Genomic DNA, 14,628 nt, shown 5'->3' on the forward strand with positions numbered 1-14,628 from the left:
TACAACGCCTCGCGCCGGGCCGCCACCCGCTCAGTCCGGATGCGCCAGCACGCGGTGATCGCCGACACGGCGCGTGAAGTGAATGGCATCGAGATGTTCGAGCAGCGGCACACTGTATTTGCGCGAGATGCCGAGCGCCGCACCGGCTTCCTTCACCAGCAGGCCGGGCGACTGGGACAGCCGCGGCGCCAGGATGCGCTGCGCCGCCGCGATCGCGTCACGGTGGAACAGCACGTCGCGCTTCTGCACGCGGTCATGCGTGCGCACGAGGATGCCGGCGCGCACCAGCTTCTCCAGCAGACGCCGCGCCTGCGGTCCGGGTGCCACGACACTGGCATCGGGAGGGCTCAGGCCACCCTGGCGCAAGGCTTCCGCCAGCTTCGCCGCCAGCGCGGCCTCCTGCTGCGCGCGCGCCTGCTCCTGCGCCGGGCGCGGAACCCGCACCGCGCCGCCCTCCTGCCGCAGCGCGCCGTCCGCGACGAGGCGCGTCACCGCCTCGTCCAGCACAGGCGTCCCCGCCTCCGGCAGGAGCGCCGGCAGCTTGTCGCGCGGCAGACCCTCGGGATGCGCCGCGAGGCGCGCGGGCAACTGCGCGAGGAGCGCCTCGAACGCCGCACGCGCCACCGCGGCCCGGCCACGGGTGACGATGACCGGCAGTTCCTGGAGGACTTCCCCCAGCCGCGCCGGCGCCAGCCCGGCCAGACGCGCCAGGCGCTGCAGCGCGACGCCGGCGGCCCCGGCCTGCGTGATCTCGCGCGCCACCACCTCTGCCGGCCCGGCGGAGGCCAGGGCCGCAAGATGCTCCAGCACCGCCGGCGCGTGGCGCCGAAGCCGCGCCGTTTCCGCGTCAAGGACGCGGCCGCCCGCCACCGTCCGCGCCGGCGAGGCGAGACGCAGCACGAAATGCTCCCGCGCCGGCACCGCGACGGGCATGGCGCAGCGCAGTTGCGCCAGGGACGTCTCGCCGGGTTCCAGGACCTCACGGTCCAGCAGGCGCAAGCGGGCCTCCACCTCCTGCGTGCCGAGCAGCAGGCGCAGCCGGGCAGTGTTGCGCAGCGGCGGCGCATCCGCCACCGCCCGCAGCGTGACGCTCAGCCATTCGGAGGGCGGCAGCGCGCCCCGGGCCGCCAGGGCGGCACCCCGCGGCACCTGCGCCGCCTCGATGCCGCGCAGGTTCACCGCCACGCGCTGGCCGGGCTGCGCCAGCGTCACCTTCGCGCCATGCACCTGCAGGCTCCGCACCCGCAGCTCCGGCCCGGCGGGCACCAGCTCGATCTCGTCTCCGGCCGCGAGCGGCCCTCCCCGCAGCGTGCCCGTCACCACCGTGCCATGCCCGGCGATGCTGAAGGCGCGGTCGATCGGCAGGTAGGGCACGCCGCCGGCCGCGGCCGGCCCGGCATCCCGCAGCACGGCGCCGACCGCTTCCTTCAGGGCCGCGATGCCCTCCCCGACGGTGGCGGCGGTGAGCACGGGCGGCGGCCCCTGGAAGCCGGCGCGCGCCGCAAGGGCCGCAGCCTCCCGCGCCGCGGCCTCCGCCTCCGCCGGCGTGACCAGGTCGGTCTTGCTGATGGCGATCACGGCACGACGCAGCCCGAGCAGCGCGGCGATGTCCACATGCTCGACGGTCTGCGGCTTGATGCCCTCGTTCGCCGCCACCACCAGCAGCACCGCGTTGATGCCGGTGGCGCCGGAGACCATGGTGCGCACGAAGCGCTCGTGACCGGGCATGTCGATGATGTCCACCACCCTGCCCGGCGCGTCGCCCAGCGTGAAATGCGCGAAGCCCAGCGCGATCGAGATGCCGCGCCGCTTCTCCTCGGGCAGGCGGTCGGTGTCCATGCCGGTCAGGGCGCGCACCAGGGCGGTCTTGCCGTGGTCCACATGGCCGATGGCGCCGAGCAGCAGGCGGTTCATGCCGGCTCTCTCGCCTGGCGGACGGCCTCGGCGATCTCCGGCAGCTCGTCCTCGCTGACGGCGAGCATGTCCAGCAGCACCCGCCCGCCGGCGATGCGGCCGATCACCGCCGGCTGGTGCAGCCGCAGGCGCCGCGCCAGCTCCTCCGCCGGGAGGCCGGGGACGGCAAGGCTGACGGCCTGGCTGGCCACCCCCTCGCCCGGCAGCGCGCCGCCGCCGGCATGGCCCTCGCTCGCCACCACCTTGGTTTCCGCCAGCCCCTCCAGCAGGGTGGCCAGCCGGTCCGCCCGCGCGCGCAGTTCGGCCTCCGTCTGCCCGAGCATCCGCAGCACCGGCAGGCGCTGCGGTGCGTCGCGGTGCAGGCGCAGCGTCGCCTCCAGCGCGGCGAGCGTCATCTTGTCCAGCCGCACCGCGCGCAGCAGCGGGTGACGGCGCAAGGGATCGATCGCCGCACGGCGGCCGACCAGCACGCCCGCCTGCGGGCCGCCGAGCAGCTTGTCGCCGCTGAAGGCCACGAGGTCGGCACCCGCCGCGAGGCATTCCGGCACGGTCGGCTCATGGGCATGGCCGAGCGGGCGCAGGTCGGCCAGCGTGCCGCTGCCGAGATCCTCCATCACCAGCAGCCCGTGCTCGCGCGCCAGCCCGGCCAGCTCGCCGACACCGGTCTCCGCACTGAAGCCGAGGATGCGGAAGTTGCTGCGATGCACCTTCAGCAGCACGCGCGTCTCGGCGGTGATGGCGGCGCGGTAGTCGGCGAGGCGCGTCCTGTTGGTGCTGCCGACCTCCACCAGCCGCGCGCCGCCCTGGCGGATGACGTCCGGGATGCGGAAGCCGCCACCGATCTCGACCAGCTCCCCGCGCGAGACGATGACCTCGCCGCCGGCCGCCAGGCCGCTCAGGGCCAGCAGCACGGCGGCGGCGTTGTTGTTGACCGCGAGCCCCGCCTCGGCGCCGGTGAGCTGGCGCAGCAGCGGCTCGATGCCCTGCGTGCGGGAACCGCGCGCACCGGCCGCGAGATCGAATTCCAAATTGGAGTAGCCGCGCGCCGCCTCGGCGGCCGCCTCCACCGCCTCCGGCGCCAGCGGTGCGCGGCCGAGATTGGTGTGCAGCACGATGCCCGTCGCATTGATGGCGCGCCGCAGCACGGGGCGCTGCCCGGCCCGCAACACGGCCCCCGCGCGCTCCAGCAGCGCCTCCGGAGCGGGGATCTCCGCCGCGGCCTCGCGCAATGTCGCGCGGATGTGATCGAGCGTGGCGCGCAGCGCCGCCGTCAGCGCCGGGCGCGAGAACGCCCGAATCAGCGGCTCCGCATCCGGCATCTCCAGCAGCCGCTGCACCTGCGGCAGCGCGCGAAACCCGTGGGTGGCAGCTTTATTCTCGTCCTGCTTCGCTTCCCTGCTCACCCTGCCGTCCCGTAATCCTGGCCAACACGCACCGAGCCGCCAGAGCGCTTTCCGTTCGCCCCGGCTCATGGAAAACGCTCCAGCCGTTTGTTTTGACGAGCATCTTCACCCGTTCCGATGATGCCATCGGAACGGGATCTGCTCTAGAGGACAAGAATCATGGCCGATGTCGAGCCCCCCCTCACCGCGCTCGCCCATGGCGGTGGATGCGGCTGCAAGCTGGCGCCCTCGGTGCTGCAGTCCCTGCTGGCGGAAATGCCGGCGGCCCGCGCCTTCCCCGATCTGCTGGTCGGCACCGAGACGGGCGACGATGCCGCCGTCTATCGCCTGAACGACACGCAGGCGCTGGTGGCGACCACCGACTTCTTCACGCCCGTGGTGGACGACCCGCACGACTTCGGCCGCATCGCCGCGACGAACGCGCTTTCCGACGTCTACGCGATGGGCGGCACGCCGATCCTGGCGCTGGCGATCCTCGGCATGCCGCTCGGCAAGCTGTCGCCCGAGGTGGTGCGCCGCATCCTGGCCGGCGGCGCCGCAGTCTGCGCCGAGGCCGGCATCCCGGTGGCCGGCGGTCACTCGATCGACAGCCCGGAGCCGATCTACGGACTGGTGGCGCTCGGCCTGGTGCGGCCCGACCGCCTCCTGCGCAACAGCGGCGCCCGCGCGGGGGACCGGCTGATCCTGACCAAAGGGCTGGGCATCGGCATCTTCAGCGCCGCGCTGAAGAAGGGCGCGCTCGAGCCGCGGCTCTATCGCGTGATGCTGGACTCCACGACGCAGCTCAACCGGGTGGGCGCCACGCTGCCCGACCTGCCGGGCGTGCACGCGGCAACCGACGTGACCGGCTTCGGCCTGCTCGGCCACGCGCTGGAGATGTGCCGCGGCTCCGGCCTCGGTGCGCAGCTCCGGCTCGACGCCCTGCCGCTGCTGGAGGGTGCCGGGGACCTGGCCCGCGCCGGCTTCAGCACCGGCGCCGCGACGCGCAACTGGGCGAGCTACGGCGATGCGGTGCGCCTGCCGGCGGGCCTGCCGGACTGGCAGCGGGGCATGCTCTGCGATCCGCAGACCAGCGGTGGGCTCCTCATCGCCGTGGCGCCCGAGGCGGCGCCGGACCTGCTGGCGCGGCTCCGTGCGGCAGGCCATCCGCTTGCCGCAGAGGTCGGCGCCCTGCAGGCCGGGCCGCCGGTGGTGGCGGTGACCTGACCGCCGCGGCGGGCCGCATGGCCGAGGGGGAGTAATCCACAAGAGCAGCTTGGCGGAGCGGGCCGGGGCCGCATGATGCCACCGGACCTGCAGCTTGGGCGTATTCCGCCCTGGACCGGCCGGCCCATGAGCATGAAGGCATGCCGCGCGTGGATTGGCCCTCCCCTGAACCGGACCTGCCGCAGGCACCCTCCGACAGCCTTTCCTGGCCGGCGAGGTGCCACGCTGCAGGACAGGCCTGGCAGGGCCGGGCGTTGATGCTGCTGACGCGCCTGGCCGGTTTGTTGCCTGTGGGGCTGCGCGGACAGGGTGCGCAGGGCTTCACCACAGCGGCAGAGCTGGCCGCAGCCACGGGCCTGCGCTGCATCGGCACCCTGCCACAGCGGCCCCGCCACATGGGTACCCCCGTCTGCGAGAAGGCGTTCAGCACGGCCGTCCAGGGTATCGCCAGCCGCCTCGGACTGCTTGCTGCCGGCACTGAAGGGCGCGTGGTGCTGGTCACCTCGGCCGTGCCGTCCGAGGGCAGGTCCACCCTGTGCCAGGCCCTTGCCGAGGCGCTGCTGGCCGCCGGTCAGCGCGTCCTGCTGTTGGATGCGCGCGCATCGGGCAGCGGCCCGGCAGGCGCCGCCGGGGCGGCGGCACGCCCCTGCCTTGTGGCAGTGCGTGACCGGCCGGCCTTCGGCGCCCTGCCCGATGCGGAGCGCATCGGCGAATTCGCCCAGTTCCTCGACGATGCCCGCCTGCACTTCGACACCATCCTGCTGACAGGGGCGCCGGTGATGCGGTCGGCGGATTCGCTGATCCTGGGCGGAATGTCCGATCGGATCGTCACGGTGGTGCGTCGGGCGACGACACCGCGGCGCGTCGTTCAAGCGGCGCTCCGCCGGCTTGCAGAGCGCTCCCTCGCCGTGGAGGGTGTGGTGCTGAACGACGTTGCGCCGCGGCACGATGCGGCGGCTGCGCAAGCGCGCCTCCTGCGGCGGCGCCTCCGCCCCGGGGCCTCTGCCTGATCCCTGCCTGCTGACCCTGCCTGGCGCGCACCTCATCCTCCCGCACAGGGTCCGGGCGCCCGCATACCGCGGCCTGTGCGGCGAGGCCGGCACGGCGGGAAGCAATGAGGGGCAGAAGGCGCAGCCGTTCCGCTTCCGCGGAGCACGAAACCACCCGGCACCCGGTCCCTCCTGCCCTGCGAGCCGCATCGCCGCCGGTTCGGGGCAGGAAGGGGAGCGGACGCGGTCTTCGATGGCAGCCGAGACCGTCTCATTTACTATCTTCTAAATCATTTATTTTTCAGAAATTCGTCTGAGGAGAATGCTCCAGAAACATGATTTATACTTAGTTGCCAAAGAAATATATCCGAACGGTTGGGTTTCTTTTTCTATTTCAACTCACATGACGAGTCCCCGCAGCCGCATGGATCGCGGATTGCATTCAGCATCCCCAGATATCCTGCAAACACAAAACAGGGCTACCTCCAATAAAAACCCCAGGCTTACTTAGGATTCAGCGGTTTCTTGTTGACCTCCCCCGATACCGCCAATATGTTTCTGACAAGAACAGAAAAAGACAAAGCGCCACGCCGGCACCGCGGACGACGCCGCCATGAATGGGGCGCCTGAACGGCAGCTCCGGCGAAGAGACAAAACGTCAAAAGGGAGGAGGAAAGCCGATGAAGGCCCGGAGCCATTCGCCACCGGAGTAGCGGCAGATCACGCCCAAAACGTTCCCATAACGAAACGCTTTGGGCGTGACTTGGGTGGAGCCGGCGTCAAGCCGCGCGCATCCCAAGGAGATGCAGTCTCTCCACGCCTGCTTCCAGAAAATCCAGCACCCCGACAGATCGGAGGCTCTCCATGCGTCGGTTCCTGTTCACCTGTGCCCTCGGCCTCGCCGCCGCGGGCCCCGCCCTTGCGCAGAGCGCGGGCACGAGCGTCACCTACTCCAGCGGCGAGTTCGTGAGCACCACCCAGGTCAACATGGGCAAGCCCGGGCAGATGGGCATCGCCACCTCCGTCTCCGGAGGCTTCTCCGGAAACACCAATGTCAGCAATCCCTTCGGCAGCCTGTCCGGCTCGGGCACGATGGTGCTGAGCCGCTCCATCGGCATGGCCCTGGGTGGCGGCTCCTTCAACGTGGGCAGCAGCGTCGTGTCGAGCCCGACGGCGACGCTCACCACGGCCTATGGCGGCCAGTACACCTTCAAGGTCACCGGCCCCAGCCTGCCCTGACGAGTTCGGTGCCCGCGGCGCCAGCCGCAGGGCGCCCACGAGGCGTGTGGCGCTTCCGAAGCACGAAGATGCAGGGACACCACACGGGGGGCGCAAGCCCTCGACTAAAACATCCCGGGATTTCCCGGGGTGATCGGAGGCTGCAGCGGGCCTGTCCCGCTGTGGAGTTCAGAAGGGGAAATGATCATGCACAAGCTTCTTCTCGCTGGTGTCGCTCTGGCCGGTCTTGGCCTGTTCGGCGGTAGCGCCATGGCCGGCGGCTATAATCACTACGGGCCGGCTGCCTCGGCCAGTTCCAGCGCGGGCGCCGGCAGTTCGGTTTCCGGCGCCGGGCTGATCGTCGGCGCCCAGTCCAGCGCGGGCACCAGCACGGGAAGCACCGCCACCTCCGGCTGGCTCGGCAATTACTCCAGCACGGGGACCACAAGCGGTTCCAGCTCCAGCGGCTTTGCTGGTTTCGGCGGCTTCAGCGCCGGCAGCAGCACGAGCGGCGGCTCCTGGGCCACCGTGCGCTAAGGTCTGACCCTCGTGGCAGGCCGGAGCATGAAGGCGTCAGCCTTCATGGGGGTGGGGGCGGCAATTGCCGCCCTCGCTTCCTCACCCGTATTGGCGCAGGACGCCAATACCCAGACGATCAACCAGAATCTCCGGCAGGAGTACTACGAGAACTCGACTTCCACCCAGCGGGTCATCAACGAGGGCATTCCGAAGGCGCCGCACCAGGCTCCATCCCTGGGGCTGGGAAACATCTACGGCCTGAATCCCTGCGCGACCGGTGTTTCCCTCGGCGCCACGACCCCGCTGTTCGGGATCGGCGGCGCCTTCAGCAACATCGATCAGGAATGTCAGACTCGTAACAATGCCGCGGTTCTGGTGTCGGGGTTGCGGGATGAGGCCGCCGCCAGGGAAGTCCTGTGCACCATCCCCACCATCCGCGAGGCCTTTGTCCGCGTTGGGCGGCCCTGCATCTCCGATGGCGGCCGGCCCACCGTCCTGCCCAGCAACTTCCCCGCCGGCGCCGGCCAGTCGGGGAACTATGTCGGAGACGGGGTCGGTGTCGCGGGCACGCAGCTGCCGCCGACCGCCCTGCCGCCGGCCACCTCCGGACCGCCGATGCGCGCGCCGCACGTTAACGGCGACCCGCGGCTCCGTTCCGAAGCGGCCCCGGATGCGCCGGCTTTCTGCCTCACGCCAGGCCTCGACATCAGCCTGTATCCGGAATGCATCGGCGGCCGCACGGCCGGGAACAGCCCCCGCCGCCCCTCTGAGGCCCGCAAGGCCAGGGCCGGCAGCCAGCCAGGCCAGGCGCAGGTGACACGGAGGCCGGAAGCCGCGCCGGAAGAGAGGCGCGAAGCCCCCTCCAGGCAGACAGCTCCCGCAGATGCTTCCCGGCCCTCCCGGCCCGTCCTGGGCAGCATCAGGTCGAATCCCGCGAATTGCGAGGCTGCGTCAACAGCCGTGCAGCGGCTCTACGCGGAATGCACGGCAGCCCGCATGACCGCCTCCCGCGACGAGGCGAAAGAGCCGCAGCCGATGCTCACCGCCGCCTACGATGCCCGCTAGAGCATTTTCCGTTCGCTCTGGCTCACGGAAAATGCTCCAGCCGTTTGTTTTGACGAGCATCTTCACCCGTTCCGATGATGCCATCGGAACGGGATCCGCTCTAGCGATGTGGAGACGAATCTTTCCCATGGAGGAAGACAATGATCTCTGTCAGCAGCTCGAATGAAGCCAGCTCATCGTCCTCGAGCCCGAGCAGCGGCGCGCCTGAAACCTTCCTGGCTTCGGACGATGCGGTGCAGTCCGCCGTCTGGTCCGTGCAATCCTACGCCTTCACCTACGGAGATGGCACCTTCAGCCACATCAGCGTCATCGGAGGGCGGTCCGGGCAGGACCCGCTCGCCGGGCTGGACGGCGTCAGGGTCCCTGGCGCAACCCCCGGTGACGATGTCATCTATGCAGGCCCTGACGACAACACCATCGAAGGCGGCGTGGGCGCCGATGCGCTGCATGGCGGTCCCGGCCCCGACCTGTTCATCTACCGGATGGGCGATGGCAACGACACGATCCGTGGCTTCGACCCCCAGACCGATCGCCTGGTGATCCTGGGCGCGCCGTCGGTGAGCCTGGACAGCGATCCCGGCGGCGCGATGGTGCAGCTTCCCGACGGTGCGACCATCACCCTGCATGTTTCGGACTTAGGCCTGGACCAGGCGGATCTGCTTCCGGCAATGCTGCTGGCGCAGCATGCCTGCCTGTTCCTGTGACAAAGACTGAGGGCGGCGCAGTCCTTCCGCATTCCGGCAGCGCCCGTGCAGTTCTCGCGAGGCACGCCGCCCATCTCTGACGGTTTTCAGGACGGCCGGAGCCGGCAGAGGTCTCCCCTCCCGGCTCCGCCCCGCTCTGAGGGAATTGAATCTCCCAGCCTCCCACCTTCGCCACCGCCCGACCCCCCGAGGCCCTTCCCCGCACCGCAGGTCCGCGCCGGCCCCTGCGCGCTGCAGGACGTTCTCATCGAAGAACGAGAAGTTTACTTTTTGGGACGACATAGCATCCCATACGGTTCTTTTTCTTGATACAAGACGAGGAATCCGATGGCCAGTCTTCTTTCCTTTCAAAATCTCCCAAATTTCTTTGGTTCAGGCAAATTCAACTATTACGATCAGAACGACCGCTCCAAGATCGACAACTTCCTGCACAACGCCCCTTTCCCCGCCGATGGTCTGGCCGTCAGCCACCTCGCCGACACCATCCTGCACCGTCCGAATGCCCACGGAACGCAGGATGTCTTCTCCTTCGACGCCGCACAGGGCAGCGGCGAGGGCCGGGCCGGCATCCTGGCCGACATGGCCCGCTCCCTCATCGTCAGCTTCAGCAGCGACATCCACAAGATCGAGCTCTTCGCCAAGGAGTTGTTCCGGTTCTCCGGTGGCCAGAAGGACCTCGTCCTTCATGTCGGCGATGACGCCTTCGTCTTCGCCGCCCACAACACCAAGACCATCAACGTCACCGCCAAGGACGACGTCTATATCTTCGCGGCGGACAACCAGGGCTCCATCCACGCGCAGGGCGAGGACGTCTATATCTACGCGCCCGAGAATGGTGGCTGCATCTCCGCCAGCGCCACCAGCCGCGCAGGCGCCAATGCCGATGCAGACGCCTTCGCCAGGAAGGGCGACGCCGTTGCCGTGGCCCATGCCGTCGCCGATGCCGATGCCGATGTCTACATCTATTCGCCGGACAACACCGGCACGGTCCATGGCTATGCCTATGCGGACTCCAAGGCCACGGCCGATGCCTGCGCCGTCGCGCCGCAGGGCGACGCGGCGGCAATCGCGCTCGCGGAGGCCTTCGCCGAGGCCAACGTCTCCATCTACGCGCGCAACGACCACGGTTCGACATCCGCCGATGCCGATGCCCTGGCGCAGGCCCAGGCCACGGCCGACGCGGCTGGCAACGACCATGCCGGCGCCTTCACGGCGAACTACGCGCTCGCGACCTCGCAGATCCTCATCGGCTGATGCCGAGCCGGCGGCAGGACGGGAGGAGGGCGCGGCAGCCGCCCTCCTTCGATCCTGCCCGCTCGGGCAGGCTCAGGCGGCCTCGCCGGCGCGCAGCGCCAGGGCGGTGAGCGGGTCGTCGGTGGTGAAGACATCCACGCCGAGCGCCAGCATCCGCCGCATGGCCTCGGCCTCGTTCACCGCCCAGGCGCCCACCGCGAGGCCCGCCTCGCGCAGCGCCCGCAGCGCGCCGGCCTCGCAGACGCTCTGATGCAGCCCCACGGCTGGCAGGTCCCAGGCCCGCGCTGCCGCCTGCACACCCGCCGCGCCGAGATCGCGCCAGCAGCCCAGCGACACCAGCCAGATGGCATCGGCGAAGCCGCCGTGCCGCGCCGCCTCCCCTGCCAGCGGCGCGGCGAAGCTGGTGATGGTGGTGCGCGCCCGTATGCCGGCCTCCTCCAGCACGGCGGTGACGCGCGGCAGCAGGTCGGGATAGGGGTTGCCCTGAGCGTCGCGCTTCAGCTCCAGGCGCAGACCGATCGGCGTCTCGCGGAAGATGGCGGCGACCTCGGCCAGCGTCGGCACCGCCTCGCCGCCGGTGCCCTTGAGGCGGGTGCCGCGCAGCGCCGCCAGGCTCTGCGCCCGCACCGGGCCGCTCGCCTCCGTGGTACGGTCCAGCGTTGCGTCGTGAATCACCACCACGGCGCCGTCGGCCGAGAGATGCGCGTCCAGCTCGACCTGCTCCACCGCCAGCCGGGCGGCGTTGCGGAAGGCCGTCGGGCTGTTCTCCGGCCAGAGGATGGCGCCGCCGCGATGCGCGGCGATGCGGGTGCGGGGCTGCGGCATCAGGTCCTCCGGTTCTCGCGGCATCTCAGGCGCGCCAATTGGCGCGACGGAAATCCATGGCGAAGGATTGGCCCGGACGCCAGGGCAGGTCACGCCGCTTGGCGGTGAAGTTCACGGTCTGGTGCAGCACGGTGTAGGCGGGATCCTCGCGCTCGGCGATCTCCAGCATGCGGCGGAAGGCGCGGCGCCGCGCCTCCTGGTCCACCGAGCCCTCCAGGAAGTCGGAGAGCCGGCCGAACTCCTCGTTCTGCCAGGCGCCCACCTGCCATTGCTGCCCGGTCGGACCATGCGCGCGGGTGATGGAGGAGATCGGGTCGTTGAAGCCGGCGCTGTTCGACCAGTCCCAGATGCCGCGCATCCCCTGCTTCGAGAGCACCTGCGGGAAGTTCTCACGCATCTCGATCTGCACGTTCAGCCCGACCTGCCGCCAGCCCTCGACCAGGATCTGCCCGGTCGCCACTTGGCCGGTGTAGTAGTTGCCGAGCAGGCGGTAGGGGATCGGCTCGCCCTTGTAGCCGGCCTCCTTCAGCAGGCGACGCGCCTCGGCGGGGTCGAAGCGCGGCACTTCCCAGTCGGCCTGGTACATGTCGCCGTAGAAAGGGAACTGCTCGCCGCGCGGGATGCGGGTGCGGCCACCCCAGAGCGCCTCCACGATGGCCTGCCGGTCCACGCTGTGGGTCAGCGCGCGGCGCACCCGCGCATCGGCCAGCGCCGGGTTGGTCTTGTCGAAGACGCTGAGCCGCAGGTTCATGATGAGGCCGCCCACCACCTCGTGGCGCGGGCTGCGCTCCACCTCGCCGATCTGGTCGGGCGGGATGTCGCAGGCGAAGTCGGCCTCGCCGGAGAGCAGCATGTTGATGCGTGCCGAGACCTCCGGCACCTCGACGAAGCGGATCTCGCGCAGCGGCGGCCGGCCGCCCCAGTAGTCGTCATGCGCGGCCAGGGTGAGCGACTGGTCCGGACGGAACTCGACGATGCGGTAGGGACCGGTGCTGACCGGCTTGCGCGCCCAGTCGAGCCAGCTCGCCGCCGCCTCGAAGGCGGCCGGAGAGGAAACCATCCCGGCATTCTGCGCGAAACGCCCCTCGATGGCCGGCGTCGGCCGGTCATGCACCAGCACCAGGCTGTGCGGCCCCGTCACCTCGACGCGGGCCAGGCCGGGGAAGGCGCGGCGGGCGATGGCAGCGCTCTCCGGCGGCGGCGCCTTGCCCTGGGTGCGGCCGGGCACGCTGCCGAACAGGTCGCGCGCCACCTGCGGCGCCCCGTCGCCCATGCGCGCGGGGCCGAAGGAGAAGGCGACGTCCTCGGCCGTCATGGTCCGGCCGTCCTGGAAGCGCACGCCCTCGCGCAGGGTGACCTCCAGGCTGCGGTCATCGCGCCGGCGCCAGGCGGTGGCGAGCGCGGGCTTCAGCGTGAGGTCGCCCAGCCAGTCCTGCGTCATCAGCGTCTCGGCGTAGCTGGCCATCAGCCGGGTGCCGACATTGGAGGACTCGCGCAGCGGCTCCAGCGTGTTGGAGTTGGCGAGCTTCTGCACGGCGACCGTGATGGCGGGGCGCTGGTCGGCCTGCGCGATGGCGAAGCGGGGCAGGCCGAGGGCGGCGGCACCGGCGGCAAGCAGGAAGGGACGGCGACGCATCGCGGGGCGCTCCTCGGACGGGACAGGGCGCCGCTCTAGGCCGCCGCCCGTGACATCGCGATGACGGTTCGGCGAAGCTTTCATCGCAGCCCCGGGCCAGTTGCTTTCCCGGAGGCCGGCAGCGGCCGCGGCGCAACCGGCTTTCGCGGCGCGGCGTTCTTCCGGCGCAGCGGAGATCCCTCGCCTGCCCATGCCTCCGCTCTGCCTCCCTGCCGCCATGCGCCGGCCCTCCCGCCGGACGCATCGCGCATCGCCGGCTGGTCCCTGCGGAAGCGGCACGGGCCGGGCACGGTGTTCCTCCTCCATTCCTGCCCCTGCGGAGCCCGCCATGGCGCATTCCCCTGATCCCGTCGACATCCGCCCCCCCGAGAAGCCCGCCGGTGCGGCCACCGGGCCGGCCCGTCGCGCCCTCGCACTGCGGGTGAACGGCCGCATGCACCGCCTGGACCTCGACCCTCGCGTCGCGTTGCTTGACGCGCTGCGCGAGGCGCTGGGGCTGACCGGCGCCAAGAAGGGCTGCGACCAGGGCCAGTGCGGCGCCTGCACGGTGCTGGTGGACGGCCGGCGCGAACTGTCCTGCCTGACCCTCGCCGTCTCGGCCGCGGGGCGCGAGATCACCACCATCGAGGGGCTGGCCGGCGCCGATGGCGCGCTGCATCCGATGCAGCAGGCCTTCATCGACCAGGACGCCTTCCAGTGCGGCTACTGCACGCCGGGGCAGATCGTCTCCGCCGTCGCCTGCGTGCAGGAGGGGCATGCCAACAGTGATGCCGAGATCCGCGAATACATGAGCGGCAATCTCTGCCGCTGCGCGGCCTACCCGAAGATCGTCGCCGCCATCAACCAGGCGCGGCCGCAGATGGAAGGAGGCTGAGCGATGCGCTCCTTCGCCTATGAACGCGCCGCGGAGCTCGGCGCCGCCCTGGCCGACGGCACGATGCCGGAGGAAGCGGGGCAGTGCGTGCGCCCGGACACGCAGTACCTCGCCGGCGGCACCACCCTGCTGGATCTGATGAAGATCGACGTGATGCGCCCGAAGCGCGTGCTGGACATCCGCCCGGAGGCCAGCGCGCAGCCGGTGATCCGCGAGCAGGAGGGCGGGCTCTGGCTCAGCGCCGTGGCCAGCATGGCGCAGGCGGCGGAGCATCCGGCGGTGCGGCGGGACTATCCCGTCATCGCGGAGGCGCTGCAGCAGGCGGCCAGCGCCCAGCTCCGTAATATGGCGACGCTCGGCGGCAACGTGCTGCAGCGGACCCGCTGCCACTATTTCCGCGACACCGCCTCCCCCTGCAACAAGCGCGAGCCCGGCTCAGGCTGCTCGGCGATCGGGGGCGTGACGCGGCTGCTCGCGGTGCTCGGCGTGAGCGAGCACTGCATCGCCAGCTATCCCGGCGACTTCGCCCAGGCGCTGATCGCGCTGGATGCCGAGGTGGAGACGCTGTCCCCGGAGGGGCCGCGCCGTTTCCCCTTCGCCGAGCTGCACCGCCTGCCCGGCGACACGCCCGAGGCCGAGACCACGCTGCGGCCGGGCGAGCTGATCACCGGCTTCCGCCTGCCCACCCTGCCCTGGGCACGGCGCTCGCTCTACCTCAAGGTGCGCGACCGGGAGTCCTACGCCTTCGCCCTGGCCTCCGCCGCCGTGGCACTGGACCTGCGGGACGGGGTGGTGCGCGAGGCGCGGATCGGCCTTGGTGGCGTCGCCGCCGCGCCCTGGCGGGCGCATGAGGCGGAGATCATCCTGCAGGGCCAGGCGCTGACCGAGGACTGCGCCATCAACGCCGCCGAGGCCGCCTTCACCGGCGCCGTGACCCATGATGACAACGCCTTCAAGCCCGAGCTGGGCCGCCGCACCCTGGTGCGCGCCCTGCTGCAGGCGGCGGCGATGGAGCTCTGAC

The 14,628-nt window shown here is 70.9% G+C and carries 13 protein-coding genes; 9 read left to right on the plus strand and 4 right to left on the minus strand.

What is annotated here, in order from left to right:
• Nucleotides 1-30: 30 nt before the first annotated feature.
• Together selB and selA are read right to left on the minus strand one after the other, a co-directional pair.
• Complete coding sequence (selB, locus tag QMO56_RS02095) at nt 31-1,914, minus strand: selenocysteine-specific translation elongation factor (protein WP_283523366.1); 1,884 nt, start codon at nt 1,912-1,914, stop codon at nt 31-33.
• The gene (selA, locus tag QMO56_RS02100; protein WP_283523367.1) at nt 1,911-3,317 is read right to left on the minus strand and encodes an L-seryl-tRNA(Sec) selenium transferase; all 1,407 of its coding nucleotides are present in this window, start codon (nt 3,315-3,317) and stop codon (nt 1,911-1,913) included. Before selA ends, selB begins: the two co-directional genes overlap by 4 nt.
• A 159-nt stretch (nt 3,318-3,476) precedes the next feature.
• Between selA and selD the strand changes: the two genes are divergently transcribed.
• From selD to QMO56_RS02135, 7 genes are all read left to right on the plus strand, one after another.
• Nucleotides 3,477-4,523, plus strand: coding sequence for a selenide, water dikinase SelD (gene selD, locus QMO56_RS02105; protein WP_283523368.1), 1,047 nt, complete (start codon nt 3,477-3,479; stop codon nt 4,521-4,523).
• 257 nt (nt 4,524-4,780) lie between these two features.
• Nucleotides 4,781-5,533, plus strand: coding sequence for a hypothetical protein (locus tag QMO56_RS02110; protein WP_283523369.1), 753 nt, complete (start codon nt 4,781-4,783; stop codon nt 5,531-5,533).
• Between the two features lie 843 nt (nt 5,534-6,376).
• Nucleotides 6,377-6,751 (plus strand): hypothetical protein, encoded by a 375-nt coding sequence (locus QMO56_RS02115; RefSeq protein WP_283523370.1) that lies wholly within the window; start codon nt 6,377-6,379, stop codon nt 6,749-6,751.
• A 186-nt stretch (nt 6,752-6,937) separates the two neighbouring features.
• On the plus strand, nt 6,938-7,267 hold the full coding sequence (locus QMO56_RS02120) for a hypothetical protein (protein ID WP_283523371.1): 330 nt from the start codon (nt 6,938-6,940) through the stop codon (nt 7,265-7,267).
• A gap of 27 nt (nt 7,268-7,294) precedes the next feature.
• Nucleotides 7,295-8,314, plus strand: coding sequence for a hypothetical protein (locus QMO56_RS02125; RefSeq protein WP_283523372.1), 1,020 nt, complete (start codon nt 7,295-7,297; stop codon nt 8,312-8,314).
• 140 nt (nt 8,315-8,454) lie between these two features.
• On the plus strand, nt 8,455-9,018 hold the full coding sequence (locus QMO56_RS02130) for a hypothetical protein (protein WP_283523373.1): 564 nt from the start codon (nt 8,455-8,457) through the stop codon (nt 9,016-9,018).
• Nucleotides 9,019-9,345: 327 nt separating this feature from the next.
• On the plus strand, nt 9,346-10,272 hold the full coding sequence (locus QMO56_RS02135) for a hypothetical protein (RefSeq protein WP_283523374.1): 927 nt from the start codon (nt 9,346-9,348) through the stop codon (nt 10,270-10,272).
• Nucleotides 10,273-10,344: 72 nt separating this feature from the next.
• Here the strand turns inward: QMO56_RS02135 and QMO56_RS02140 are convergent, their stop codons facing one another.
• Entirely contained in the window at nt 10,345-11,097 is a 753-nt protein-coding gene (locus tag QMO56_RS02140) for a glycerophosphodiester phosphodiesterase family protein (RefSeq protein ID WP_283523375.1), read from the minus strand.
• A 25-nt stretch (nt 11,098-11,122) separates the two neighbouring features.
• Nucleotides 11,123-12,733: an ABC transporter substrate-binding protein gene (locus tag QMO56_RS02145; RefSeq protein ID WP_283523376.1), complete on the minus strand. Its 1,611-nt coding sequence runs from the start codon at nt 12,731-12,733 to the stop codon at nt 11,123-11,125.
• Between the two features lie 328 nt (nt 12,734-13,061).
• Between QMO56_RS02145 and QMO56_RS02150 the strand changes: the two genes are divergently transcribed.
• Nucleotides 13,062-13,607, plus strand: a complete 546-nt coding sequence (locus tag QMO56_RS02150; RefSeq protein ID WP_349362334.1) for a (2Fe-2S)-binding protein — start codon at nt 13,062-13,064, stop codon at nt 13,605-13,607.
• Between the two features lie 3 nt (nt 13,608-13,610).
• Complete coding sequence (locus QMO56_RS02155; RefSeq protein WP_283523377.1) at nt 13,611-14,627, plus strand: xanthine dehydrogenase family protein subunit M; 1,017 nt, start codon at nt 13,611-13,613, stop codon at nt 14,625-14,627.
• The last annotated feature ends 1 nt before the right edge of the window (nt 14,628 follow it).

It is taken from the genome of Roseomonas sp. E05 (assembly GCF_030063475.1).
Lineage (GTDB): Bacteria > Pseudomonadota > Alphaproteobacteria > Acetobacterales > Acetobacteraceae > Pseudoroseomonas.

Excerpts from the sequence above, each read along its gene's own strand:
- QMO56_RS02120 (WP_283523371.1), top strand. The coding sequence starts at position 6,938 with ATGCACAAGCTTCTTCTCGCTGGTGTCGCTCTGGCCGGTCTTGGCCTG.
- QMO56_RS02135 (WP_283523374.1), top strand. The coding sequence starts at position 9,346 with ATGGCCAGTCTTCTTTCCTTTCAAAATCTCCCAAATTTCTTTGGTTCA.
- QMO56_RS02150 (WP_349362334.1), top strand. The coding sequence starts at position 13,062 with ATGGCGCATTCCCCTGATCCCGTCGACATCCGCCCCCCCGAGAAGCCC.
- selD (WP_283523368.1), top strand. The coding sequence starts at position 3,477 with ATGGCCGATGTCGAGCCCCCCCTCACCGCGCTCGCCCATGGCGGTGGA.
- QMO56_RS02130 (WP_283523373.1), top strand. The coding sequence starts at position 8,455 with ATGATCTCTGTCAGCAGCTCGAATGAAGCCAGCTCATCGTCCTCGAGC.
- QMO56_RS02155 (WP_283523377.1), top strand. The coding sequence starts at position 13,611 with ATGCGCTCCTTCGCCTATGAACGCGCCGCGGAGCTCGGCGCCGCCCTG.
- QMO56_RS02115 (WP_283523370.1), top strand. The coding sequence starts at position 6,377 with ATGCGTCGGTTCCTGTTCACCTGTGCCCTCGGCCTCGCCGCCGCGGGC.
- QMO56_RS02125 (WP_283523372.1), top strand. The coding sequence starts at position 7,295 with ATGAAGGCGTCAGCCTTCATGGGGGTGGGGGCGGCAATTGCCGCCCTC.
- QMO56_RS02145 (WP_283523376.1), bottom strand. The coding sequence starts at position 12,733 with ATGCGTCGCCGTCCCTTCCTGCTTGCCGCCGGTGCCGCCGCCCTCGGC.
- selB (WP_283523366.1), bottom strand. The coding sequence starts at position 1,914 with ATGAACCGCCTGCTGCTCGGCGCCATCGGCCATGTGGACCACGGCAAG.
- QMO56_RS02110 (WP_283523369.1), top strand. The coding sequence starts at position 4,781 with ATGCTGCTGACGCGCCTGGCCGGTTTGTTGCCTGTGGGGCTGCGCGGA.
- QMO56_RS02140 (WP_283523375.1), bottom strand. The coding sequence starts at position 11,097 with ATGCCGCAGCCCCGCACCCGCATCGCCGCGCATCGCGGCGGCGCCATC.